Origin of the sequence: Winogradskya consettensis (assembly GCF_018332715.1) — a bacterium.
Classification (GTDB): domain Bacteria; phylum Actinomycetota; class Actinomycetes; order Mycobacteriales; family Micromonosporaceae; genus Actinoplanes; species Actinoplanes consettensis.
The window spans coordinates 35,693-59,360 of the sequence record NZ_BOQP01000025.1; the positions used below are offsets into that span (position 1 = coordinate 35,693).

General features: G+C 69.1%; 21 protein-coding genes. 11 read left to right on the top strand and 10 right to left on the bottom strand.

From position 1 onward, the window contains the following. Positions 1-8: 8 nt before the first annotated feature. Both Aco04nite_RS23245 and Aco04nite_RS23250 read right to left on the bottom strand, forming a co-directional pair. Positions 9-1,727 carry a discoidin domain-containing protein gene (locus Aco04nite_RS23245; protein WP_212999367.1) on the bottom strand — a complete coding sequence of 573 codons (1,719 nt, stop codon included), beginning with the start codon at positions 1,725-1,727 and terminating at the stop codon, positions 9-11. Between the two features lie 312 nt (positions 1,728-2,039). Beyond that, the gene (locus tag Aco04nite_RS23250) at positions 2,040-2,654 is read right to left on the bottom strand and encodes an alpha/beta hydrolase (protein ID WP_212999368.1); all 615 of its coding nucleotides are present in this window, start codon (positions 2,652-2,654) and stop codon (positions 2,040-2,042) included. A 119-nt stretch (positions 2,655-2,773) separates the two neighbouring features. Here Aco04nite_RS23250 and Aco04nite_RS23255 point away from each other — a divergent pair, with 119 nt between their 5' ends. From Aco04nite_RS23255 to Aco04nite_RS23275, 5 genes are all read left to right on the top strand, one after another. Then, complete coding sequence (locus Aco04nite_RS23255) at positions 2,774-4,012, top strand: NAD(P)/FAD-dependent oxidoreductase (protein WP_280519370.1); 1,239 nt, start codon at positions 2,774-2,776, stop codon at positions 4,010-4,012. Continuing rightward, complete coding sequence (locus tag Aco04nite_RS23260) at positions 4,009-4,698, top strand: DUF1365 domain-containing protein (RefSeq protein WP_212999370.1); 690 nt, start codon at positions 4,009-4,011, stop codon at positions 4,696-4,698. Before Aco04nite_RS23255 ends, Aco04nite_RS23260 begins: the two co-directional genes overlap by 4 nt. Beyond that, positions 4,695-5,930 (top strand): SAM-dependent methyltransferase, encoded by a 1,236-nt coding sequence (locus tag Aco04nite_RS23265; RefSeq protein WP_244876226.1) that lies wholly within the window; start codon positions 4,695-4,697, stop codon positions 5,928-5,930. The genes Aco04nite_RS23260 and Aco04nite_RS23265 overlap by 4 nt, the downstream gene beginning before the upstream one ends. Positions 5,931-6,015: 85 nt before the next feature. Further along, on the top strand, positions 6,016-7,251 hold the full coding sequence (locus Aco04nite_RS23270) for a class I SAM-dependent methyltransferase (protein ID WP_212999371.1): 1,236 nt from the start codon (positions 6,016-6,018) through the stop codon (positions 7,249-7,251). Beyond that, complete coding sequence (locus Aco04nite_RS23275; RefSeq protein ID WP_212999372.1) at positions 7,248-8,003, top strand: DUF1295 domain-containing protein; 756 nt, start codon at positions 7,248-7,250, stop codon at positions 8,001-8,003. Before Aco04nite_RS23270 ends, Aco04nite_RS23275 begins: the two co-directional genes overlap by 4 nt. A 14-nt stretch (positions 8,004-8,017) precedes the next feature. On the opposite strand, the gene Aco04nite_RS23280 is transcribed toward Aco04nite_RS23275, so the two are convergent. After that, positions 8,018-8,818, bottom strand: a complete 801-nt coding sequence (locus tag Aco04nite_RS23280; RefSeq protein WP_212999373.1) for an SAM-dependent methyltransferase — start codon at positions 8,816-8,818, stop codon at positions 8,018-8,020. Between the two features lie 44 nt (positions 8,819-8,862). Between Aco04nite_RS23280 and Aco04nite_RS23285 the strand changes: the two genes are divergently transcribed. The 3 genes from Aco04nite_RS23285 (at position 8,863) to Aco04nite_RS23295 (ending at position 10,410) form a co-directional block, all read left to right on the top strand. Then, entirely contained in the window at positions 8,863-9,159 is a 297-nt protein-coding gene (locus Aco04nite_RS23285; protein WP_212999374.1) for an Rdx family protein, read from the top strand. Positions 9,160-9,428: 269 nt separating this feature from the next. Next, the gene (locus tag Aco04nite_RS23290) at positions 9,429-9,899 is read left to right on the top strand and encodes a hypothetical protein (protein ID WP_212999375.1); all 471 of its coding nucleotides are present in this window, start codon (positions 9,429-9,431) and stop codon (positions 9,897-9,899) included. A gap of 34 nt (positions 9,900-9,933) precedes the next feature. Then, entirely contained in the window at positions 9,934-10,410 is a 477-nt protein-coding gene (locus Aco04nite_RS23295) for a cell division protein FtsX (protein ID WP_212999376.1), read from the top strand. Positions 10,411-10,417: 7 nt separating this feature from the next. Here the strand turns inward: Aco04nite_RS23295 and Aco04nite_RS23300 are convergent, their stop codons facing one another. Continuing rightward, positions 10,418-10,966: a GtrA family protein gene (locus Aco04nite_RS23300; protein ID WP_212999377.1), complete on the bottom strand. Its 549-nt coding sequence runs from the start codon at positions 10,964-10,966 to the stop codon at positions 10,418-10,420. Between the two features lie 68 nt (positions 10,967-11,034). Between Aco04nite_RS23300 and Aco04nite_RS23305 the strand changes: the two genes are divergently transcribed. Continuing rightward, a complete protein-coding gene (locus tag Aco04nite_RS23305) occupies positions 11,035-11,796 on the top strand; it encodes a class I SAM-dependent methyltransferase (RefSeq protein ID WP_212999378.1) in 762 nt (253 codons plus the stop codon). On the opposite strand, the gene Aco04nite_RS23310 is transcribed toward Aco04nite_RS23305, so the two are convergent. Genes Aco04nite_RS23310 through Aco04nite_RS23320 form a run of 3 tightly spaced genes read right to left on the bottom strand, consistent with a single transcriptional unit; the run spans position 11,757 to position 16,931 of the window. After that, entirely contained in the window at positions 11,757-12,998 is a 1,242-nt protein-coding gene (locus tag Aco04nite_RS23310) for an MFS transporter (RefSeq protein ID WP_212999379.1), read from the bottom strand. The two genes, Aco04nite_RS23305 and Aco04nite_RS23310, sit on opposite strands and share 40 nt — an antisense overlap. After that, a complete protein-coding gene (locus tag Aco04nite_RS23315; protein ID WP_212999380.1) occupies positions 12,991-14,169 on the bottom strand; it encodes a type III PLP-dependent enzyme in 1,179 nt (392 codons plus the stop codon). The genes Aco04nite_RS23310 and Aco04nite_RS23315 overlap by 8 nt, the downstream gene beginning before the upstream one ends. After that, positions 14,166-16,931, bottom strand: a complete 2,766-nt coding sequence (locus tag Aco04nite_RS23320) for a putative bifunctional diguanylate cyclase/phosphodiesterase (RefSeq protein WP_212999381.1) — start codon at positions 16,929-16,931, stop codon at positions 14,166-14,168. Before Aco04nite_RS23320 ends, Aco04nite_RS23315 begins: the two co-directional genes overlap by 4 nt. 185 nt (positions 16,932-17,116) lie before the next feature. On the opposite strand from Aco04nite_RS23320, the gene Aco04nite_RS23325 reads away from it, so the two are divergent. Further along, positions 17,117-20,347 (top strand): GH92 family glycosyl hydrolase, encoded by a 3,231-nt coding sequence (locus Aco04nite_RS23325; protein ID WP_212999382.1) that lies wholly within the window; start codon positions 17,117-17,119, stop codon positions 20,345-20,347. Here the strand turns inward: Aco04nite_RS23325 and Aco04nite_RS23330 are convergent. Then, positions 20,334-20,792: a DinB family protein gene (locus Aco04nite_RS23330; protein WP_244876227.1), complete on the bottom strand. Its 459-nt coding sequence runs from the start codon at positions 20,790-20,792 to the stop codon at positions 20,334-20,336. The genes Aco04nite_RS23325 and Aco04nite_RS23330 overlap by 14 nt on opposite strands. 96 nt (positions 20,793-20,888) lie before the next feature. Further along, on the bottom strand, positions 20,889-21,680 hold the full coding sequence (locus Aco04nite_RS23335) for a hypothetical protein (RefSeq protein ID WP_212999383.1): 792 nt from the start codon (positions 21,678-21,680) through the stop codon (positions 20,889-20,891). A gap of 354 nt (positions 21,681-22,034) precedes the next feature. Between Aco04nite_RS23335 and Aco04nite_RS23340 the strand changes: the two genes are divergently transcribed. Further along, positions 22,035-22,331 (top strand): helix-turn-helix domain-containing protein, encoded by a 297-nt coding sequence (locus tag Aco04nite_RS23340; RefSeq protein WP_212999384.1) that lies wholly within the window; start codon positions 22,035-22,037, stop codon positions 22,329-22,331. 350 nt (positions 22,332-22,681) lie between these two features. Here the strand turns inward: Aco04nite_RS23340 and Aco04nite_RS23345 are convergent, their stop codons facing one another. Next, positions 22,682-23,512, bottom strand: a complete 831-nt coding sequence (locus tag Aco04nite_RS23345; RefSeq protein ID WP_212999385.1) for an SDR family oxidoreductase — start codon at positions 23,510-23,512, stop codon at positions 22,682-22,684. Between the last annotated feature and the right edge of the window lie 156 nt (positions 23,513-23,668).

The following is a 23,668-nucleotide window of genomic DNA, read 5'->3' on the forward strand; positions in this document are numbered from 1 at the left end:
CGGGTCGGCTACTGGTAGACGCGGACGTAGTCGACGAGCATCCGGGCGGGGAACGGGGTAGAGGCGTCGATCGGGCCGGGGAAGTCGCCGCCGACCGCGAGGTTGAGGATGATGTAGAACGGGTGGTCGAAGATCCACGGGCCGCGGGTGGCCTCGACGGTCGCCTTGCTGGCGTAGAAGACCTGGTTGCCGTCCAGCAGGAACTTGATGCCCTTGCTGTCCCACTCGGCCGCCCAGACGTGGAAGTCCTGGGAGAGGTCGACGGTGGCGTACTTCTGGCCGTAGCCGCCGGCGCCGTTGTACTGCGGGGCGTGCAGCGTGGAGTAGGCCTCGCTGGTGTTGCGGCCGAGGACCTCCATGATGTCGACCTCGCCGTTGTAGGGCCACGGCCGGCCGGTGAGGAAGTCGGCGCCCATCATCCAGAACGCGGGCCACAGGCCGTTGCCCTTCGGCACCTTGATCCGGGCCTCGACCCGGCCGTACTGCACCTGGAACTTGTTGCTGGTGTTCATCCGGGCGGAGGTGTACTCGCGGCCGTTCGAGGCCTCCTTGCGCGCCTCGATCACCAGGTTGCCCTGGCCGTCCGTCTTCGCGTTGTTGCTGTTCTCGGTGTAGTACTGGACCTCACCGTTCTGCGGGACGCCCGGGTCGTACGTCCACTTCGCGGTGCTCGGCTTGGTGCCCGACGGGTCGTTGAACTCGTCGTTGTAGACCAGCCGGGTCGCCGGGAACGCAGGGTCGGCGGGGCGCGCCGGCGGGGTGTTGGGGGCGCCGCCGGTGCCGTAGACGTTGAAGTCGTAGAGCGAGTAGCCGTACGTGCTGACCCGCGCGGTGCCGTACATCCGCACGTAGCGCCCGGTGCCGGTGACGTTCAGGACTTCCTTGAACCCGTGGCCGGTCGTGGTCGAGTAGATGTCGGTCCAGGTCGTGGCGTTCGGCGAGACCTGGATCTTGTACGCCGTCGCGTACGCCGGGTCCCACTGCAGCTCGACGCGGCTGATCTGGGCCGTGGCGCCGAGGTCGACGTAGATCCAGCCCGGGTCCACCCAGCCGTTCGTCGAGCTCGTCGCCCAGCGGGTGGCCGGGTCGAGGTCGAACGCCTTGTTCGCGGTGCACGGGTTGCAGTTGACGTCGTTCTGCTCGGTGGAGGCGAACGCGGGCTTGTTGTAGGAGAGCAGCGTTCCGGTGCCCGGGTCCGGCGGCGGGGTGGTGGTGCCGTTCGCGTACACCTGGAATTCCCAGAGCGAGTAGCCGTACGCCGGGAGCGCCCGCTGGGTCAGGTTGAGCCGGACGTAGCGGGCGGTGCCGCTGACCGTGATGCTCTGCGCGCCGGCGTTGCCGCTGAGGGTGGCGGTGGCGTCGGTCCACGTCGAGTCGTTGGTGGAGAACTGGACGGTGAAGGCGCTGGCGTACGCGCCCTCCCAGTTCAGGTTGACCCGGGTGACCGCGGTCGGGGCACCGAGGTCGACCTTGAGCCACTGGGGGGTGGCCAGGAACGCGCTCGACCAGCGGGTGCCGGTGTTGCCGTCGGTGGCGGCGGAGGCGGGCGTGCCCTCCCACTCGACGGACGAGGCGGTGGTCGGTTTGCCCTGCGAGACGATCGCCTCGGCGGCCGAGGCGCTGCCCGGTGTCGCTACGAAGTAGGCACCGGCCAGGGCCAGGAGTGCGGCGCTGAGAGTGGCGAGGCGTGTCCGCCTACCACCGCCGCGGGACTTGGCAGAACTCATGCGGGGTCCTCCTTGCGGGGAATCAAGGATGTGTCGTGGGGATTACCGGGCGCTTTCCGGGTTGTTCCGGGGGAAAGAAAGCGCTCTATGTGACGACACTGTGAACCAGCGACTTCATGGGTGTCAATGCCTGTCAGAAGCTCGGGAAGCGCTTCCCCAAGAGTGTTCCCGGCGGGTTTCCGAGCCGGATGTGCAGGTCGGCGCGCTGCGGCAGCCGGGCGCGCGGCATCCCGCCGGGTGCGGGAACCTCGAAGTTCCGGAACCTGGCGCCGGGAATGTCGGTAATGTGAGGAGTATCAGGAAAAGAAGGGTTTAGCGGGCGTGCGAGTCCACGTCGAGCGTCGAGGCCACGAAGCCGGTGACCAGCCGGGTCCAGAAGACCGGGCGGCGCAGCAGCGCATGCGTCTCCCCGGGCACGGGCACGAACGAGGCTCCCACCCGAGCGGCGTACGCGGCCGAAGCAGCCGGATCCGTCACTTGATCGCCGTCACCGTGCGCAATCACGATCGGGACCTGAGACTGTGGCTCCGGCTCCCCGGGCTCGATCCACGGCGCCAGCGCGCACACTCCCGCGACACCCGGCTCGCCCGCCAGCCGCAACGCCGTCCGGCCGCCCATCGAATGCCCCACGAGCACGATCTGCGCCCCCGGATGCAGCCGCCGGGCCTCGTCCAGCGCCCAGCGCGCGTCGGTCAACGGGTCCTCGGCCGCGCCGTTCCAGCCACGCAGGCGGTAACGCAGCAGCCACACCGCCACCTCGTCGGCACGCGTCCGGGAACGCACAGCCCGTGCGAACGGCACCATCCGCAGGTACGCGAGCCCGCGCCGGGCCGGCTCGGCACTGGTCGCCCGGCCGCCGTGCAGCAGCAGAACCACCGCGCGAGCACCCTCGCGGGGACCGGACATGGACAGGTGCGGAGAGGTCACGTCCTTAGTTCGGCGCGCGACCTCGTTCGGGTGGGTGCTCATCGGGTTCCAATCCGGGGCGGTTCCGGTGCCGAATCGCCTCACGAACAACTTGTACCCGCGAAAGCTGGGGGAATTCCATGAGATCGGTCGCAGTGATTGGGGCTGGAGTGTCCGGGCTCACCGCGGCGTACCTGCTGCGCAACGCCCGCGACGTCACGCTCTACGAGGCGGACGCCCGGCTCGGTGGCCACGCGCACACCCATGACGTGCCTGACGCGGCGGGTCCGCTGGCCGTCGACTCCGGGTTCATCGTGCACAACCGGCGGACGTACCCGATGCTGCTGAAACTCTTCGGGGAGCTGGGGGTGCCGACCCAGGAGACCGAAATGAGCATGTCGGTCACCTGCCGGGGCTGCGGCCTCGAATACGCCGGCGCGAAGGGCGCGAGCGGTCTGTTCGCCCGCCCGCCGGGCCCGCGCTACCTCGCCACGCTGGCCCAGGTGCCGCTCTTCCACCGCCGGGCCCGCGCGCTGCTGGCCACCGCCGAGGACATCACGCTCGGTGAGTTCTTGCGCCGGGGCCACTACAGCGCGTACTTCGTCCGGCACTTCGTCATCCCGCTCGTCTCGGCGGTCTGGTCCTGCGGCACCGAGGTGGTCGCCGACTACCCGGCCCGCTACCTGTTCACCTTCCTGGCCCATCACGGGATGCTCAGCGTCACCGGCTCACCGACGTGGATGACCGTGACCGGTGGGTCGCGCACCTACGTCGACCTGCTCGCCAAGGAGCTCACCGCGGTCAGGGCGGCGACCCCGATCCGATCCCTTACGCGTACGCCCGAAGGTGTCGAGCTCCGCGACGACGCCGACGGGGTGCACCGCTACGACGAGGTCGTGATCGCCACCCACGCCGACCAGGCCCTCGCGCTGCTCGCCGACCCGACCGACGCCGAGCGCCGCACGCTCGGGGCGTTTCGCTACTCGACCAACGAGACGCTCCTGCACACCGATACCGGGGTGCTGCCCCGTGCGCACAACGCCCGCGCGAGCTGGAACTACCTTCTCCCCGGCTGCCGGCCGGACAGCGGGCCGCCCCGGGTCACGTACGACATGAACCGGCTCCAGCGCCTCGACGCCCGCGACCACTACCTGGTGACGCTGAACGCCGGGCCGCGGGTGCGCGACGAGGCGGTGCTGGCCCGGATGACGTACGCGCACCCGATCTACACACCCGCCTCGGTCGCCGCGCAACGGGACCTTCCCGGGCTGAACGACGGCCGGACCGCGTACGCCGGCGCGTACCACGGCTGGGGCTTCCACGAGGACGGCTGCCGCTCCGGGGTCACCGCCGCCGCGTCGCTGGGGGTGGCCTGGTGAAGCCGGTCATCTACGACAGCACGGTCCGGCACATCCGCACCGCACCGATCCGGCACGCGTTCAGCTACCACACGTACGAGTGGCTGATCGACCTCGACGAGATGCCCCGCAACCGCGTCCTCGCCTCCTTCGAGGCCCGCGACCACTTCGGCGACCCGGCCTCGACGCTGCGCAGCAACACCGACGACTACCTCGCCGAGCACGGCATCGACCTCGACGGCGGGCGCATCCTGCTGCTCACCAACGCACGGGTCCTCGGGTACGTGTTCAACCCGCTCAGCGTCTACTGGTGTCACCACAGCGACGGCCGGCTCGCCGCGGTGATCGCCGAGGTGCACAACACGTACGGCGGCCGGCACTGCTACCTGCTCGACCCGGACCAGGCGAACGTGGACAAGGAGTTCTACGTGTCGCCGTTCTTCCCGGTCGACGGCGCGTACCGGATGCACCTGCCCGTCCCGCACGAGAAGCTCGCGCTGACCATCGCGCTGGACCGCGACGGCGGCCGCCCGTTCGTGGCGAGCCTGCGCGGCCGGCGCCGGGCCGCGACCACCGCCGCACTGCTGCGCCACCCCTTCGTGACCGTTGCGGTCTCCGCCCGTATCCGGCTGCAGGGCATCCGCCTCTGGGCGCGCGGCCTGCCGGTACATCCCCGGCCCGCCTCTCGCATGGAGAAGATCTCGTGACCACAGTCCTCGAACCCGTCGAAGTAGCCGCGCAGAGATGGCCCGACGTCGCGGTCACGCCGCGGGCACCGCTGCGCGCCCGGATCGCCGCCCGGATGTTCCGGAGCATCAGCGGACGGCTCGCGCTGCGGGTCGCGTACCCGGATGGGCGGGTGACCGGAACGACCGGGCCGATCCTGCGTCTCGTGCGGCCGCAGGCGTTCCACGCACGCCTGGGCACCAACGGGCTGATCGGTTTTGGCGAGGCCTACCAGGCCGGCGACTGGGAGGCCGACGACCCGGTGGCGGTCCTGACCGTCTTCGCCGAGCGGATGGGCACGCTCATCCCGCCGCGGCTGCAATGGCTGCGGCACCTGCACGGCGCCCGCGCACCCCGCGCCGAACGCAACACGCGGGAGGGCGCGCGCAGCAACATCCACCGGCACTACGACCTGTCGAACGAGCTCTTCGCGCTCTTCCTCGATCCGTCGATGAGCTACTCCAGCGCCCTGTTCGACACCTCCGCCGACCTCGTCACCGCCCAGCACCGCAAGATCGACCGGCTGCTCGATGCCACCGGCGTCGGTCCCGGCTCCAAGGTCCTGGAGATAGGTACGGGCTGGGGTGAACTCGCCATCCGCGCGGCTCAGCGCGGCGCTTCGGTGCTCAGCGTGACGCTCTCCGCCGAGCAGCGGACCCTCGCCCTGCGCCGGGCCGCCGACGCGGGTGTGCTGGACCGGGTCGACGTGCGGCTCTGCGACTACCGCGAGATCGAACCGGTGGCCGGTGGCTACGACGCGATCCTCAGCGTGGAGATGATCGAGGCGGTCGGCGAGGCGTACTGGCAGACGTACGCCTCAGCGCTCGCCCGCCACCTAGCACCCGGCGGCACCGTCGGGCTACAGATGATCACCATGTCGCACGAGCGGCTCCTGGAGACGCGGAGCACGTACACCTGGATCCACAAATACATCTTCCCGGGCGGCCTGGTCCCGTCCGTCCCGGTGATCGAAGGCGTCCTCGCCGGCGCCGGGCTGCGGGTGCGCGACCGGCTCGACTTCGGCGCCGACTACGCCACCACGCTGCGGCACTGGCGGTCCGCCTTCCTCGACCGCCAGGACGAGGTCGCCGCGCTCGGCTTCGACGACACCTTCGTGCGGACCTGGAACTTCTACCTCGCGTACTGCGAAGCCGGCTTCGCCGCCGGCTACATCGACGTGGCCCAACTCGTGATCGGACGTCCCTGCTCATGACCGACTGCACCGAACTGCGCCTGCCGCAAGCGACGGACGGCCTTCACCGTGAGGGCCAAGAGGGCATGAGAAAGGAAGGCTCAGCATGACCGCTGTGCTCTCCCTCGAACGCGGGGCCGCGCCGAAGCTCGCCTCTCTCATCGCCGGGGTGGCCGGCGGATCGCTGCCGGTGCGCCTGCGGGCCTGGGACGGGTCCGAGGCCGGGCCGGCGACCGGGCCGACGCTGGTGATCCGCGATCGGCAGGCGCTGCGGCGGCTGCTGTGGAGCCCGAACGAGCTGGGGATCGCTCAGGCGTACATCGCGGGCGAGATCGACGTCGAGGGCGATCTGCGTGACGGCCTGCGCCAGGTGTGGCAGCACGCCCGCAGCAACTCGCTCGCCGGTTTCTCGTTGTCGTGGGCGGATCGGCTGCGTGCGCTGCGGACCGTACTGTCGCTGGGAGTCCTGGGGTCTCGCCCCGCTGCGCCCGAGATCGAGGCCCGGATCGACGGCTCGCTGCACAGCCGGGAACGGGACCGGGCGGCGATCGCCTACCACTACGACCTGTCGAACCGGTTCTATCAGTTGATCCTCGACGCGCGGATGGCGTACTCGTGTGCGTACTGGACCTCCGATGCGCCCGGCTACGGCCTGGCCGAGGCCCAGACGGACAAGCTCGACCTGATCTGCCAGAAGCTCGGGCTCGAACCGGGCATGCGGCTGCTCGACATCGGCTGCGGGTGGGGTGCGCTCGCGCTGCACGCGGCCCGCAATTACGGCGTACGCGTGACCGGTGTTACCCTCTCCGCCCAGCAGCGCGAGTTCGTCCTGGAACGCGTCGGCGACCTGCCCGTGGAGATCAGGCTGCAGGACTACCGCGACGTGACCGACGGACCGTACGACGCCATCTCCACCATCGAGATGGGCGAACACGTCGGCGAGGACCAGTATCCGGTCTTCGCCGCCCAGCTGCACAACCTCGTCCGCCCCGGCGGCAAGGTGCTCGTGCAGCAGATGTCCCGCGGCGCGAACGCCCCCGGCGGCGGTGCGTTCATCGAGTCCTACGTCGCCCCCGACATGCACATGCGTCCCCTCGGCCGCACGATAGATCTGCTTGCCGGCTCCGGCCTGGAGGTGCGCGGCGTTCAGGCACTTCGAGAGCACTATGTGCGTACGGTCTCCGCGTGGCACGACACCCTCGAGAGCCGCTGGTCCGAGGCGGTGGCCCTGGTCGGCGAGCCGATGGCCCGGGTGTGGCGGCTCTACCTGGTCGGCGGCGCGCTGGCCTTCGAGGAGGGACGGATGGGCGTGGACCAGATCCTGCTCCAGCGCAACTCATGATCTTCCTGGCCTCGGCTCTCGCGGCGCTGCTGGTGATGCTGGCGGCGTTCGCGGTGAGCCTGCGAACCGGAGTTCACGCGGGCGTCGACATCGCCTGGGGCCTCGGCTTCACCGCGGTCGCGGTGGCCTGCGTCGCGGTCACCGGGCACGGCTGGCTGATCGCCGCGCTGACCGCGATCTGGGGCGTCCGCCTGGCGATCCACATCGCCCGGCGCTACACCGGCGAGGAGGACCCCCGCTACGCGCAGATGCTCGCCGGCCGCAGCACCTGGCACGCACTGCGCACGGTCTACCTCACGCAGGCGGTCGCGCTGTGGTTCGTATCCCTGCCGGTTCAGGTGGCGGCGCTGCACGGCAAGGTCACGTGGTGGTCAGCTGTCGGCTCGGGGTTGTGGGCGATCGGGCTCGTCTTCGAAGCCGTCGGTGACGCCCAGCTGGCCCGCTTCCGCAACGACCCGGCTTCGCGCGGCAAGGTGCTGGACACGGGCCTATGGCGTTACACCCGCCACCCCAACTACTTCGGCGACGCGTGCGTCTGGTGGGGCCTGTTCGCCCTGGCCTGCGTGCACTGGACCGGCTGGCTGACGATCCTGTCCCCGCTCGTGATGACGTACTTCCTGGCCGGCAAGACCGGGAAGCCACTGATGGAGAAGCACCTCTCCAGCACACGCCCCGGCTATGCCGACTACGTCGCCCGCACCAGCGCCTTCATCCCCCGCCCACCACGGCCTCAGGGTTTTCCGCGGCCTTAGGGTTGGCTGCGGCCTCAGGGTTTGCGGGCGACCGCACCCCAGATGGCGACATCCTTCGGATCGGGGAGCGGCTCGCCTGCGGGAGGACGCCACTCGCTGACCGCGACGATGCCCGGCTCGACCAGCTCCAGCCCGTCGAGAAGGGTCGCGAACTCGTCTCGACTGCGCATCCACACGTCGGAACGGCCCATGACACGCATCCGCTCGTGGGCGACCCGATGCTCGGCCGGCGAGAAGTCCATGGTCGCGTGGGTGACCAGCAGGTAGCTCCCACTCGGTGCGGCGTCGACCAGCTCCTGCACCAAGGGCCGCGCCGCACCTTCGCCCGGGATGAAATGCAGCACTGCGACGACGACCAGCGCGATCGGCTGCGAGAAGTCCAGCAGCTCCGCCGCCTGCGCCAGAATCTTCCCCGGGTCCTGCAGATCGGCCTCGAGATAGGCCGTCGCACCCTCGGGCGTGCTGGTCAGCAACGCCCGCGCATGCGTCATGACCAGCGGATCGTTGTCGACATAGACCACCCGCGCATCGGGATGAATACGCTGAGCAACCTCATGCGTGTTGTTCGCGGTGGGCAGCCCCGTGCCGACATCCAGGAATTGCCTGACCCCGCACTCGGCCGCCAGAAAACCGACCGCCCGCTGCAACATCGCCCGATTGGCCCGGGCCCCGATCCGCACCCCCGGGAATCTCCGGGCGAACTCCTCCCCGGACTCCCGATCAGCCGGAAAATGATCCTTCCCACCCAGCCAATAGTTGTACCGCCGCGCCGGATGTGGCACCGACGTGTCGACCCCCGCATCGCCACCGTCCATGCAGGACACCATATAGAGACCTTTACCCCAGGCATACTGGCCACGTGACTACGCGTAGCCCTCGCCTGGAGATCGAATACTGCACCCAGTGCCGCTGGCTCCTCCGCGCCGGCTGGACCGCCCAGGAACTCCTCACCACCTTCCAGAAGGAACTCGGCGAGGTCGCCCTCATCCCCGGCACCGGCGGCATCTTCGACATCCGCCTCGACGGCGAGACAATCTGGTCCCGCAAAGAAAGCGGCCACCCCGAACTCCCCGAGCTGAAACGCCTCATCCGAGACCGAATCGCCCCCGACCGCCACCTCGGCCACTCCGACAAACCCGCCGACTCCAGCACCTGATTGTCGTATTGTAGATACTTTGTTGATAACTGCGAGGGGGCTCGCGATGATTGCTGTGCCCGCGCTCGTACGCCACGGCTGAGCAGGGTTTATGTCGGTCCAGTCCGGTATCCTTTAAGCACCGCTGTATTCGACGCCAACGTTCTGCTCGACATCGCGGACCTCTTGGGCCCGCCGTTCACCTGGACAACTTCCGGGCAGCCGCAACGCGAAACGGCCTGGCACCGGCCCCGAACAAACCCGACCGCCGGGTGGACAGCCTGCGTGCGGTGGCGGTGACGACGACGGGCCGATTCGCCGGCCCCGACCTGCTTCAGGTGTGGAGCTCGGATCACATCGACCGGCTCCTGGTGAACAAAGCCCAGCAACCTCGTAACGGTGCGACCGCGGAGAGCCGAGGTCTTGGATGGTCGCCGGCGGACGCGAACGCTCTACTTACTGACTTCCTCGATGAGCTGGTCTATGACATGACCGGCGGCGGACGTGTGGAGATCGTCGGTGTCTCGGGGAATCCCCCGCTGGACCACGAGGATGCTCGGGTCTACACCACCGCGATGCGGGCGGCGGCCGATGCGACGCTGCCTTCGATCAAGTACTGCGTCACCCGCGATCGCGAGTTCCGGTGTGCCAAGGACCTGGACGGCCACGTCGAGATCTTGTATCCGGACGAATTTCTGACCCTGGTCCGTCGATCGCGAGCTGCCCTGGCGGTAGGCGGGATGCGGCCTCGTTCCCACTGAGCAGATAGATCAACAAGGCTGTTAGCGTGCCCCCGTGCGCCGATCGATTCTGCTGGTTGTTCTGGTCCTTGCCGCTGGTCTGGCCGGTTGCGGGGTGCTTGACCGCAATGATGAGGATGACAAGCTTGCCCGACTTCTGGACGAGGGGGCGACCGTCAGCGTTTTTCTCCGCGACGACGTGACCGATGCGGAGCGGGAAGGCGTCGAGACCCGGTTGAAGGCTGTGCCTGATAACACCGGGGTGACTTATGAGAGCAAGGACGAGGCGTACGCGAAGTTCAAGGAGCTGTGGGTGAAGTCGAACCCGGAGTTCCTCGAGAAGGTGGAGCCGGGTTCGCTGCCCGAGTCGTTCCGGGTGCAGATGACGAACATGGCCGCCTTGCGCAAGGCGGAGGGCTCCACGCTCGAGGCCGAGTTGAAGGCGCTGCCCGGTGTGCAGGATGTGGTCTTCCCGGGGTGCACCACGGTCGACGAGTGCAAGAAGAAACTGGCGCCGAGCGCTACCCCCTGACCTCTAATCAGGCCTCTGGTTGGGTGCCGTCCGGGTTGTGGGCCTGGGCGGGTTCGTGCGTGATGAGCTGGCTGCGGGGGCCGGAGCTGTGGCCGGGGCGTGGGTGGGCGTCGGGCTGGGGGAAGACGAAGCGTTTGAAGGCCCAGAGGCGGAAGGCCATGGCCAGCAGGGTGCCGGCGATGTTGCCGCTGACGAAGTCGGCGATCTCCTGGACCGCGCGGGTGACCTCGGGGACTTCCAGCATCAGGACGTAGCGGGAGATGCCGAGCGGGATCGCGTTGATAGCTACGCCGATCGCGCTGACGCCGAAGAACAGCGCCGCCTCGTGGTGGCGTTCGCGGCCGCCGCGGCTTCGGAAGGACCATTCGCGGTTGAGGACGTACGACAGGATCGTGCTCACGATGGTCGCGAACACCAGTGCCGTGACCGGCTTCTCGTGCAGCACGGTGAGCTTCAGCGCGTAGTTGACGGCGGTCGTCACCAGGAAGCACACACCCCCGACGACCAGGAACTTCACCGCCTCATGGTGCCTGCGCAACAGCCGGGTGAGCCACATCTGCAGGATCGTAACCGCACCGGCCAAATCGGTTGCCCGACCGGTGTGGTGGGGCGATTGTCGGGGGTATGGGACAGGACGAGATCTGGGATGCCGGTGCTGCTCGGCGGTATGACACGCCGGGGACCGGGATGTTCGCGCCGGAGACGTTGGGGCCGGCGGTGGATCGGCTTGCCGATCTTGCGGGGGAGGGGCGGGCGCTGGAGTTTGCCATCGGGACCGGGCGGGTGGGGATTCCGTTGGCGGAGCGGGGTGTGCCGGTGACGGGGATCGAGTGGTCGCGGCACATGGTTGCTCGGTTGCGGGAGAAGGTGGACGCGGCGGCCGTTCCCGTGGTGGAGGGGGACATGGCGGCGGTGGTCGTGCCGGGGCGGTTTTCGCTGGTCTATCTCGTCTACAACACGATCTCCAACATTTTGACGCAGGCCGGGCAGGTGGAGTGTTTCCGGAATGCGGCGCGGCATCTGGGGCCGGGCGGGCGGTTCGTCATCGAGCTTTGGGTGCCGGAGCTGCGGAGGCTCACGCCCGGGCAGGAGGCCGTGGTGTTCACGGCAGAGCCCGGCTACATCGGCTTGGACACGGTTGATCCGCTGCATCAGCGGGTTGTCTCGCACCACTTCCGGTTCGAGGACGCCAGCGAGGACGCGAAGGTTTTCCGGACCGAGCACCGGTACATCTGGCCGGCGGAGCTGGACCTGATGGCGCAGCTGGCCGGGTTCGAGCTGGAGAGCCGGCACGCTGACTGGTCGGGTGCCGAGTTCACCGGGGAGTCGGAGAGCCACGTGTCCGTTTACCGGGTGAGGGACGCGGCCCGGGTGAACGAGGACTGAACCAGGCTGCTGACCCACGGCATGCTGGTCAGCGCCCAGAGCACGAGCGAGGAGACGCCCAGGATCAGGGCCGCCGCGCTGACCGCCTTGTCGATGCCCTGGCTGAGGACCAGGACGGGCAGGAGGCGTACGGCGATCGAGCCGCCGAGGGCGCGGGTTGACGCGCTGTAGGCGAGGGCCGTGGTGACGCTGCCCGGTGGGGCTTTCTTGGCGACCAGGGCGTCCATGTCGCCCTCGAAGGCGGTCTGGCTCAGGCCCGCGAAGAACTGGGCGATGATGACGCTGATCGCGTGGTAGGGCGCGGTGATCCAGCCGACCAGCATGCCGACGCCCCACAGGGACCAGCGCAGGATCGCCGGGAGCTGCATCCGGCCGATCACCTCCACCGCGACGGTGGCGAGCAGGCAGCCGAGGCTGAAGGCGACGGCTGCGCCCGCGACCCAGTGCCGGCCGTGGAGCTCGGTGGTCAGCGGGACTGCCAGCAGGGTCGGCCCGGACGCCATCAGCATGATGGCCCCGCCTGCCAGGAGCAGTCGGGGCGAGGCGGCCACGCGCCCTCGAGGCCGGGCAGTGGTGGTTGCGGGAACAGAAGGCAGGAGCCGGGCACGGCGGGCGCTGAGGATGGTGGGGAGCAGCGATCCCGCGTACAGCAGATAGATCGCGATGAGGACGCCACCGGTGGGATAGCCTTCCGGGCCGACCGGGAGCAGCGCGCCCAGGCCCGTGCCCGCCGCCTCGACCGCCGCGATGGCCAGGGCGTAGCGGGTCATCGAGCGGGGGTGGGCGTCGACCGCCGCGACCTCCGCGCGCATCGCGGCGAAACCCACCCAGGCGGCGATGTGCATGGCCACGACGGTGGTCGCGATCAGCCAGGACGGTACGCCCGCGATGAGCCCGGCGAGCGCCGCGACCCGCAGCACCATCTCGATGCCGGCCGAACCGCGCAGCAGGCGGCGACCGGAGAAACGCCGGGAGAGATAGCCGGTGACCGGCGCGGACAGCACCACGCCGAGCAGCATCGCGGCGTTGTAGAGGGCGGCCTCGGCCAGCCCGCCGCGGGAGACGGCGAGCAGGACCAGGACCGTCCAGCCGAGCGCCATGCCGAACGAGTCGGTGACGCCGGCGCCGAGCAGCTCGCGCAGCCGGCCGGTGCGGCGCAGCCCGACCCCGCCGGTCCGGCGGTGCCGGGCGGGATCAGCCACCGATGAACAGGGGTGTGGGCGGGGGGAAGCCGTTGAAGTCCGAGGCGTAGCTCAGGGTGTACGCCCCCGCGGACCCGATGTAGAGCACGTCGCCGACGTCGATGGCCGCGGGCAGGGACAGCCCGTAGAACATCGTGTCGGAGCTGTCACAGCTCGGGCCGGTCACGGTGAACGGGAGCTCGGCGGATGCGATGACGGACGCGGACCCGGACGCGGTGACGGACGTGCGGACCGGGAACGCCCAGCCCTCCGGGAGCTGGATCGTCTCCATCATGCCGTGGTACGCGCCGACATCGACGAACAGCCAGTTCTCCCCGCCGCGTACCTCGCGGCCGATGACCGAGGCGGCCATCACGCCGGCCTCGGCGACCAGGTGCCGGCCGGGTTCGGCGGCGAGCAGCCCGGGCTGGTACGGCAGCACGTCCCCGATCGCGGCCATGACGACGGCGCCGATCTCCTCGATGGACGGTACGTCGCCTGCATACCGGGCCGGGAAGCCGCCACCGATGTCGAGCATCTCGAGACGGATGCCCTCGTCCAGCAGGCTCGCCATGATCTTCCCGGCGGTGTCGATGGCCTGGCGCCAAGCATCGGTGCTGCTGCACTGCGAACCGACGTGGAACGTGATCCCGTAGGGCCGCAGCCCCAGCCGCCGAGCCAGCACGAGCAGGTCACTGCCCTCGTGCGGCTCGGCACCGAACTTGCGCGAGAGCGGGAACGCACTGTCCGCGTCGTCCACGTGCAGCCGCAGGTAGACCGCGCTGCCGGGGGCGTGCTCGGCGAGTTTGCGCAGCTCGTTGGGGGAGTCGAAGCTGAACCGCCAGAGCCCGGCGGCGTACGCGGCGGCGATGTGCGACGGCGGTTTCACGGGGTTGCTGTAGAGCACTTCGGCCGGGTCGACGCCGAGCCGCTCCAGCATCCGCAGTTCACCGAGGGAGGCGATCTCGAAGCTCGCGCCGTTCGCGCGTACGGTCGAAAGGATCTCGGGTGAGGGGTTGCACTTCATCGCGTAGAAGGGCTGGATGCCCGGTAGAGCCGACCGGAACGCGGCCAGGCGGCGAGCGACCGCGTCGAGATCGGTGATCAGGAACGGCGTCGGGATGTCGACGATGGCGAGCTGCTCGGGAGTGAGCGCGGCCGGCCAAGACGTGCTGGTCAGAGCCGTTGTCATCGCTTCTCCAGGACGCTGGGGGACGAGTCGAGCAGCAGGCGGCCGGCGTCGGCGGCGGGCACCGGGCGGGAGAAGTAGAAGCCTTGCGCGAAGGTGCAGCCCATCGCCCGCAGCGCGGCGAGCTGGCCGTACTCCTCGATCCCCTCGGCGACCGTGGACATGCCCAGGCTCTGGCCGAGCTGGACGATCGTGCTGGCCAGCGCGGTGTCGTCGGTCTGCTCGCCGAGCCGCTCCACGAACGAGCGGTCGATCTTCAGGGTGTCGACCGGGAACCGCCGCAGGTACGCGAGCGACGAGTAGCCCGTACCGAAATCGTCGATGGCGAGCGTGATGCCGAGCGCCTTGAGCTTGACCAGCTGCGCGAGGTTCTCCTCGGTGTCGGTCATCAGCACGCTCTCGGTCATCTCCAGGCAGAGCCGGTCGGCGGGCATTCCCGTCTCGGTGAGCACCTCGAGGACCTCGGCGACCAGGTCGGTGCGGTCGAACTGGCGCACCGACACGTTGACGGCCATCTTCACCGGCGGCTGGCCGGTCTGCTCGGACCACTCCATGGCCTGGCGGCAGGCCTCGGCGAGCACCCAGCGGCCCAGCGGGACGATCAGCCCGGTGGCCTCGGCGAGCGGGATGAAGCTCATCGGGGAGATCAGCCCGCGGGTCGGGTGCTGCCAGCGCACGAGCGCCTCGAAGCCGATGACCCGGCTGTCGAGCATGTCGATGGTGGGCTGGTAGTGCAGGCGCAGCTCGCCGCGTTCCAGGGCGAGACGCAGGTCGGCCTCCAGCTCGAGCCGCTCGACGAGGCCGGACAGCATCTCCGGGTCGTACGTGGCGAAGCTGCTGCCACCGGTCGCCTTCGCCTTGTACATGGCGAGGTCGGCGTTGCGCATGAGCTGCTCGGCGTCCTCGCCCGAACCGGTCGCCGTGCCCAGTGCCGCGTAGGAGGCGAGGCCGACGCTTCCGCGTACATGCAGATCCCGCTCTTCGATCCTGAACGGTTCCTGCAGCTCGTCGACGATGCGCTGCGCGACGCCCTCGGCGTCCTGCGAATCAAGGACGGAGCGGATGAGTACGGCGAACTCGTCACCGCCGAAGCGGGCAACCACATCGCCCTCGCGCACCGACTGGGTGAGCCGATCGGCGACCTGGACCAGCAGCATGTCGCCGGCGAGGTGCCCGAGGCTGTCGTTGACCTCCTTGAACCCGTCCAGGTCCAGGAACAGCACGGTGACGTCGCCGTCGGTGGCCCTGCTGTCGAGCGCCTCGGCGACCCGCTCGCGGAACAGCGCGCGGTTGGCGAGCTGGGTCAGCGCGTCGTGGTACGCCTCGTGGACCAGCTGCTCCTGCAGTTCCATGCGCTCGCTGATGTCGCGGGTGTTGAGCACCAGGCCACCCACGTTCGGGTCGCCGAGCAGGTTCGTGATGGTGATCTCGGCCTGGCGTAGCCGGCGGTCGCGGTGCCGCACGGTCAGCTCCAGCACCGTGGTGGCGTAGGGCCGCCCGCTCACCGAGAGCAGCGCGTCGGCGAGCCGTGACGCTGCCTCGGGGGTGATGACGGAGGTCAGCCGCCGGCCGGTGAGGACCTGGGCCGGGTAACCGAAGACGCGCTGCACGGATTCGCTCTGGTAGAGCACCTCGCTGTCGACGCCGACCACGGTCACCACGTCGGAGCTGTGCTGCACGAGCGCGTGGAAACGCTGCTCGCTGGCGTACAGCTCGGCGGTCCGGTCGGCCACCCGGGTCTCCAGGTTGCGGGTCAGACCGCGGTTCTCCAGCAGGGTGAGCAGCTGCCGGCCGACGATCAGCAGAATCAGGGCCGATCGGGTGTACGCGATGACGGCGCTGCTCTGACCGGTCCGCGCGTACCACACCACGCTCGTGACCAGCGCGGCGAGCACGGCGACGTACGGCAGCAGCACCCCGAACGGCTGCGCGCCCAGGTTCGTGGTGCTCTCGACGTTCTCGCCGAGCGGACGCAGCGGCCGGGCGGCGGCGAGCAGGATCAGCGCGAAGCCCGCGAACCAGCCGATGTCGGTGACGCCGCCGGAGCGGTAGGCGCCGGTGAGGTTCAGGTAGGCGTACCCGATGTCGGAGATCGCGAAGGCCACGATGCCCGACCCGACCAGGGCCAGCGGTGCGAAGTTGCGCCCGCCGCGGCGCTGCAACGCCAGCATGTAGACCACGATGGTGACGATGACGACGTCGCCGAGCGGGTAGGCGAGGCTGACGTAGAGCGCGAGCGTGCTGTCCCCGCCGGCCTCGATCAGCCCGCGGACGACGAAGATCCAGGCCATCAGCATCAGCGACGCGGCTACCATCAGCCCGTCCAGCACGCTGCGCGCCCGGTTGGCGAGGCTCTGCGAGGCGACGGGCAGCAGCAGCAGCCCGGCCGGGGCCAGCACGACCATGCCGAGGTAGCCGATGTCGGCCTGCGACGGCAGCGGCACGGACCCGGTGAACGTCTCGAGCCAGACCGCGGTGACCTGCCCGACGCCCCACGAGAGCACGCCGAGGCCGATCAGGGCCCAGCCGATCCGCAGCCGGCCCCGGAGGGTCGTCGCCCGCAGCAGACAGGCGACGGCAGCGGTGATCGCGGCGGCGCACAGCCCGAGGTTGGAGATGGTCTTCGCGGCACCGAGGCCGGTGCTCAGGACCAGACCGAAACCCGCGGCGATCACGGCGACGGCGACGCACAGCCGCGCCCAGCGGCGCAGGCCGGGCGGCATGCGCCGATCGGCCGGGACCGGCGGTTGCGTGGTGGCTGCCATAACGCTCATCTCAAGTCGGGGGCGGCTTGCATCTGGCGCAATCGGGTCGGCAGCACCCCGACTTGAGGGGTTCCCCGGGCGAACAGCCACCGGGCCGGTAGCAATCCGGGTGCACATTGACATCTGTCACTGGCGTGTGACAACGTTGTCACGGGACGATGACGTCGTTGACCGGAGGTTTCTCCATGCTCCGACAGCTACTTGCTGCCGTTCTGCTACTGGGTTCCGTTGCGGCGGCACCGCCCGCTGCCTCGGCCGCTGCCGCCGATGATCCGGTGGACCTGGTCCATCCGTTCGTCGGGACGCAGAACTTCGGCAACACGTTCCCGGGCGCGAGCTCGCCGTTCGGCATGGTGCAGGTCAGCCCCGACACGGGCGGCCAGGGTGGCTACGACTACCAGCAGAACAGCATCTACGGGTTCAGCCAGACCCACCTCTCGGGCGTGGGCTGCGGCGTCGCCGGCGAGCTGCCGATGCTGCCCACCACCGGCGCGGTCACGAGCGCCGACCCGAACGCGTACCGGTCGGCGTATTCGCACGACGACGAGGAAGCCTCACCCGGCTACTACCGCGTCGGGCTGTCGAAATACGCGACGCAGGCCGAGCTGACCGCGACCCCGCGCACCGGCTGGCAGCGGTACACGTTCCCCGAGACCGGCGCGGCCAACGTCCTGTTCAACACCGGCAGGGCCAACCAGTCCGTCTTCGACTCGGAGATCCACGTCGTCGGCGACCGCACGGTCGAGGGCCGGGTGCACGCCGGCAACTTCTGCGCCGGCAAGGACGACCACACCGTCTACTTCACCGCCAGCTTCGACCGCCCGTTCGCGTCCTACGGCAGCTGGCGCGGTTCGGCGCTCTCGCCCGGGACACGCGACGCCGCGGGCACGGGTGGCAACGGCGCCTGGGTCACGTTCGACGCGAGTGCTGATCGGGACGTGGTCGTCAAGGTCGCGCTGTCGTACACCGGCCCCGACGGCGCCCGCAAGAACCTGACGGCGGAGACCGGCGACTCGTACGACTTCGACGCCACCCACGCCGCCCTGCGCGCCACCTGGGCCGACGAGCTCGACCGCATCGAGATCGGCGGCGGCACGGACGAACGGCGCGGCGCGTTCTACACCGCGCTCTACCACTCGCTGCTGCACCCGAACCTCGCCGGCGACGTCGACGGCACGTACGTCGGATTCGACCGCAAGACGCACACGGCCGCCGGCTACACGCCGTACCAGAACTTCTCCCTGTGGGACACCTACCGCCCGCAGAACCAGCTGCTCGAACTGCTCGCCCCCGACGTGGCCCGCGACGTCGCGCTGTCGGTGGTCGCGATCGGCCGCGACGGTGGCTGGCTGCCGCGCTGGGCGCTGGCCAACAGTGAAACCAACATCATGACCGGTGACCCGGTCACCCCGTTCCTGGTCGAGGCCTGGTCGAAGGGCCTGCTCGCCGGGCACGAGGAGGAGGCGTACGCCCTCCTGAAAGCGAACGCCACCACCCAGCCGCCGGCGGAGTCCCCCTACAACGGCCGCACCGGGCAGGCCTACTACTCGGATCGCGGTTACATCCCGTCGGGTCTGAAACTGGGCACGGACTGCGTGGCCAAGGGCGGCGACAACGACTGCAACCACCCCGCCTCGGCAACCCTCGAGTACGCGGCGGCGGACGCCTCGCTGGCGCTGATGGCCGCGGGCCTCGGCAAGAAGGCCGACGCGAAACTCTTCGCGGGCCGCGGCCAGTGGTACCGCAACCTCTGGGACTCCTCCATCAAGCAGTTCCGCCCCCGCACCGTCGAGGGAACCTGGCTCACGCCGTACGACCCGGTCCACGCCGACGAGCAGTTCCACGAGGGCGGCGCCTACCAGTACCAGTGGCTCGTCCCGCAGGACCCGGCCGGCCTGGTGCAGCTCATGGGCGGACGGGCAGCGGCCACGAAACGCCTCGATGACTTCTTCGTCTACAACAAGCTGCTCACCGACCCGGCCGGCACCGCGCGCACCGACTGGATCGCCGCCCCGTACGACTACTACCTCAAGAGCACGTACAACCCGAACAACGAACCCGACCTGCTCGCGCCGTACATGTATCACTGGGCCGGCAATCCGGCGAAGACCGCGACGGTTGTCCGAGCCGCGATGACCCTGTTCACCACCGGCCCGGACGGCATGACCGGCAACGATGACCTCGGCACGATGAGCGCCTGGTACGTGTTCTCCTCGCTCGGCCTCTACCCGACGATGAGCGGCGCCAACTTCCTGGCCGTCTCCAGCCCCCAGTTCCCCACGGCCAGGGTCCGCACCGGCTCCGGCGGCGTCCTGCAGATCAACGCCCCGGGCGCCTCGGACACCAACCGCTACATCCAGCGCGTCTCCCTCAACGGCCGCAACGTCGCCAAGAACTGGGTCGACTGGTCGCAGATCGCCGGCGGTGGCACGCTGACCCACACCCTGGGCACTTCGCCCTCGACGTGGGGCACGTCGGTTGCCGCGCAGCCGCCGTCGGTCAACAGTGCGGCTGCTGACGGGCGTACCCATGTGGATGCGACCCTGCGCCCCGCCTCGGCTGCCATTCCCGCTGGTTCGTCGTCTTCGTCGAAAGCGACTTTCTCGCTGGACGTGCTGGCCCAGGCGCCACTCGCCATCGCACCCCGGGTAACGGCGAGTGCACCGGCCGGCTTCAAGGTTTCCGTCTCGCCCAAGCTGCCCCAGATCCTGGTCAGCCGTCACCTTCCGGTGGACCGGACCTACACCGTGACTGTTTCGGCGCCCGCGGGAACGCCGGTGGGGGCGTACCCCATATCGGTTTCGGTGAGCGCTCCCGGCACTCCCACGGTGACCCGAACGGCCACGATCTCAGCCGTCACCCCGGCCACCTGCGTGGGTGACACCAAGTGCCAGGTCGCCCTCACCCCGGACCTCGACGGTACGGCCACAGTGGCCGAACCGGCGCAGGGCAACTTCGACGGCGGAGGCTGGTCCTACGACGCCGACCTCCTGCCGCCCGCCGGTCCCGTGACCTGGAACAACGTCACCTACCAGGCACCTGACCCCACGGGCACGTCCGCGAACTTCGTCTCGGCCAAGGGCCAATCCCTGCTGCTCCCCTCGGGCTCGTATTCCACGGCGAGCGTTGTGGCAACTGCCTACAACGGCCCGGTGACAGCGGCCCTGACCATCGGATACACGGACGGCACCACCTCCGCGGCAACGGTCACCATCGCCGACTGGTGCGGCACAGCAGCCCCGGGCACCACCCAGGTGTTGTCACTACCCCACCGCATCAAGGCCGGCACAGGCATCGACGCACCCCCGATCAGCCTCTTCGCCGCCACCCTGCCCCTCACCACCGGCAAGCAGATCCGCTCGATCACCCTCCCGAACGACCCCCGCCTCAACCTCTACGCCCTCACCCTCGGCTGAGGTCACCGACCGCGTCCGCGTAGTAGGTGTCGTCGAGGTGGAAGGCAACCTGTCTGAGCGTCCAGGCGTCGCCCTCCACCCGGTCGAGCCGCTCATCGTCGAGGGCCCGCAACCGCACTGACCAGATCTGCGCAAGCCGGGTCAGGCGGCTGCGGGCCTCGTCGAGGTCCTCGCTGGTGAAGGGCGCGAGGTCGGCCGGGGTGGTGATCGCGGAGGCATGCCAGTGGTCGGCCAGCGGCGCCTGCCCGGCGACGCGTGCTTCAAGCTCCGCCAGGTGATCCACGAGATGGTCGGTGATGCGGCGGATCGCCTTGTGCGGCGTGTAGATCCGATCCTCGACGGCAATCGGCTTCCCGTCCCACGCCGTCCAGGTCTCCGCCACCCGCAGCGCATGCGCCACGGAATACTCAAGGCCCTGCGCGGCGTCCCGACCATCGTCACTCATCAGCACACGGTAGGTTCGACACCGTTCGGTCCCGGCCGAACAAACCCCGCCGTACGGATGGCACGCCTGCCAAGAACCGCACGTCTGGCAGGACCTCTAGAACCTCGCCAGTGGCCTCCACCGCGCACCCTCGAAGGTGATGAAACCTGCGGGGGTTCTGCCTGCGAGCCGGACCAGGAGACGTTGGTGAATCGGAACATCAGAGTTGTTGACCTGCCGGACGACGAGCTCGTAGCTGCCTGAATCTCTGACCGCATGGACAAAGTCGAGCAGTACGTCGGGAACCCAGCCGAGCGGGTGGCGGCGGTCTGCCGTCGTGGTCAACAGGGCTTTGGGGTTGGCGGGATTGCCGGGCTCGTCGACCAGTGCGAGGCCGGCTCCGCGCGTCAGTCCGTCGAGCTGACTCTCCAGCTCGGGACGAACTTTCATCATGTGCCTTATGCCGTGGACGAAGAAGCTGCAACTGCTGACGCCGTCGCCCTCGATGACAGGTTCGGGAAAGAGGACGATCGTGTCGCCCGACCGACGTCCTTCTGAGCGGGTCAGCTGTTCCCACGGTGTGGCCTCGGGGGACAGGTCCAGCATTCGTACGAACGGCGCGTAATCCGGTCGCCGAGGATCCATGACCCGCTGGGAGAAAAGTGGGAAAAGGCGGCTTGACGAATACATGCGATCGAGTTCGGGGAATCCTATGAAGGGAATGAACCCGGCTAATTCTCGAGCATTCTGGACGTAGGTGAAGTCATAGCGATTCCCTGAGGTTGACAGGAGGCCGACCGGCTGGATGGATCGACTGTCAGGATGCTGCCACGCGACCGCGAGCCGCCGTGGAGTTGGTGTCACCCGGGTTGGGAGGCTGACCGGTCCCGTTGTCGTGCTAGCAGTCATCGAGAACCCTCCTCCGGTTGGTCGCGAACACCTTCTCGATAAAGGTACTAGCGGGGTGTGACAGTTTGGGCTCGCCGGCTCTTTCGATCACGCGCGGGCGCTCGGTTCCACGCTCAGAGACCCAGCCATGCAGCGCTCTTGATCGCTCGGCTGTTCGGATCAGAGACTGGTTGGGATCCGGGCTGAGGGTGGTGCTGTTGACCGTGTTCCGTAAGACTCGGCAGGTCGAACGAACCGAAGTCGCGCGGGCGGTCGCAGCGCAGCGAGCGTGCGAGGCTGGCCACAGCGTCCATGCTCCCGCAACTGAGGTGTATGAACGGAAATGGCATTGAGGCACGACGGGGGGACTCGACGATGACGACACGTCATGTTCGCTGGGAGCGGACCGGTGCTGATGAGCATGCCGTGGCTTACGAGGAGGCCCGTGCGGCACTGTTGCTCGGGCAGATGGTGTTTGATCGGCGTTCGGAGCTTGGGCTGACCCAGGCCGAGCTTGCCGCCCGAGCCGGCATGACGCAGCCGCAGCTTTCGAGGCTCGAGGCCGGAGGTGCCACGCCGACTGTGCCGCTGCTGGCACGGTTGGCGGCTGCGTTGGAGGCTGAGCTCGATATCGCGTTCCGACCGCACGACCCTGTTGTTGCGCCTGCCTGAAAATCGGCGTCCAGTCGCACCAGGTGGTCGCGGTCCCAGGCCATAGTGACCAGGATTCTGGAACTGCCGGGCCGGTACGAAGCTGCTGCTGCTGCCGGCTTCCCTCGTAGCCGGCTCGGGGAGGTTCGCCAGGAGGCCGACCGGATGCGCCGGCCAGCTGGCGGGATGCTGCCATACGATCGTGGGGTGCTCATGGCAGACGTCCATTATGGATGCGACCTCCCCGCACTTTGCCGATCCGCTGCCCCGGTGGGAGCTTACATGTGACAACGCGTCATGCGTCAATCATGGGATGTCGGTAAACAGAAATCCGGGCGCAGCCATGTCACACATCGGCCAGATCACGGACATCAGGCGGCGCGGTTGAGGACTTCCTTCAGCGGCGTCGGAGGGTGGCCGGTGAGGGTGGCGATGTCGGTGGTGGGGCCGGCGAGGGAGCCGTCCGCGATCGCCGTGTACGTGGAGACCCAGGCGTCGAGCTGCCAGGATGGCGCGTTGTAGATCGCGCGGGAATGGTAGGCCTCCTCGACCGTCTCGGGGTGGTAGGTGAAGCCCGGGCCGAGCAGGGCTGCCACGTCGGCGAGGCTGACGTCGTCCGGGCCGGTGAGGTTGTAGGTGCGGCCGGCGTGGGCGGCCGGGCTGGTGAGGACCGCTGCGGCGGCATCGGCGATGTCGTCCTGGGCGACCATCGCCGCGCTGCCGGTGCCCGCCGGGCCGCGGATCACGCCGTCCGGGCCGGCCAGGGCGGGCATGAAGTCGGCATAGAGGTTGTCTCGCAGGAACGTGAACCGCATGCCGCTGGCTCGGATGTGTTGCTCGGTGGCCCAGTGGTCGCGGGCCAGGGTGAAGGTGGCGTCGGGGGCGGCGCCGAAGAACGAGATGTAAACCAGGTGCTGGACCCCTGCTGCCGCGGCGGCGTCGATGAAGGCTTGGTGCTGGGCGACGCGGTCCGGGGTTTCGGAGGCCGAGACCATCAGGGCCGTGGGTACGCCGGTGAGGGCGGCGACCACCGCGTCGTGGTCGGTGAAGGCGGCGGGGAGGACCGTGCAGCCGGGCAGTTGCGGCGCGCGGGACGGGTCTCGGACGAGCAGGGTCTGGGGGATGTCGGCGGCGGCGAGGCGGCGGGCTACGCGGCCGCCGAGTTGGCCGGTTGCGCCTGTGATGGCTACGGGCTGGGGCATGGCAGGAGGACCTCGTTGGCGTCGGCGGCGATGCTCAGGGAGCGGCCGGTCAGGGCGGGTGGGACGGTGGGGGTGTTGAAGCCGCTGGTAGATCGGGTGCGGGCCCGGAGGTCGTCCGGCAGGGGTGCTACCCGTGGGGGAAGGGGACCTGGCGGT

What these genes read in the sequence shown, in the direction of transcription:
- Aco04nite_RS23245 (WP_212999367.1), bottom strand. Translation starts at nt 1,727, where the DNA reads ATGAGTTCTGCCAAGTCCCGCGGCGGTGGTAGGCGGACACGCCTCGCC.
- Aco04nite_RS23255 (WP_280519370.1), top strand. Translation starts at nt 2,774, where the DNA reads ATGAGATCGGTCGCAGTGATTGGGGCTGGAGTGTCCGGGCTCACCGCG.
- Aco04nite_RS23270 (WP_212999371.1), top strand. Translation starts at nt 6,016, where the DNA reads ATGACCGCTGTGCTCTCCCTCGAACGCGGGGCCGCGCCGAAGCTCGCC.
- Aco04nite_RS23275 (WP_212999372.1), top strand. Translation starts at nt 7,248, where the DNA reads ATGATCTTCCTGGCCTCGGCTCTCGCGGCGCTGCTGGTGATGCTGGCG.
- Aco04nite_RS23280 (WP_212999373.1), bottom strand. Translation starts at nt 8,818, where the DNA reads ATGGACGGTGGCGATGCGGGGGTCGACACGTCGGTGCCACATCCGGCG.
- Aco04nite_RS23300 (WP_212999377.1), bottom strand. Translation starts at nt 10,966, where the DNA reads ATGTGGCTCACCCGGCTGTTGCGCAGGCACCATGAGGCGGTGAAGTTC.
- Aco04nite_RS23305 (WP_212999378.1), top strand. Translation starts at nt 11,035, where the DNA reads ATGGGACAGGACGAGATCTGGGATGCCGGTGCTGCTCGGCGGTATGAC.
- Aco04nite_RS23315 (WP_212999380.1), bottom strand. Translation starts at nt 14,169, where the DNA reads ATGACAACGGCTCTGACCAGCACGTCTTGGCCGGCCGCGCTCACTCCC.
- Aco04nite_RS23320 (WP_212999381.1), bottom strand. Translation starts at nt 16,931, where the DNA reads ATGGCAGCCACCACGCAACCGCCGGTCCCGGCCGATCGGCGCATGCCG.
- Aco04nite_RS23325 (WP_212999382.1), top strand. Translation starts at nt 17,117, where the DNA reads ATGCTCCGACAGCTACTTGCTGCCGTTCTGCTACTGGGTTCCGTTGCG.
- Aco04nite_RS23330 (WP_244876227.1), bottom strand. Translation starts at nt 20,792, where the DNA reads ATGAGTGACGATGGTCGGGACGCCGCGCAGGGCCTTGAGTATTCCGTG.
- Aco04nite_RS23335 (WP_212999383.1), bottom strand. Translation starts at nt 21,680, where the DNA reads ATGACTGCTAGCACGACAACGGGACCGGTCAGCCTCCCAACCCGGGTG.
- Aco04nite_RS23340 (WP_212999384.1), top strand. Translation starts at nt 22,035, where the DNA reads ATGACGACACGTCATGTTCGCTGGGAGCGGACCGGTGCTGATGAGCAT.
- Aco04nite_RS23345 (WP_212999385.1), bottom strand. Translation starts at nt 23,512, where the DNA reads ATGCCCCAGCCCGTAGCCATCACAGGCGCAACCGGCCAACTCGGCGGC.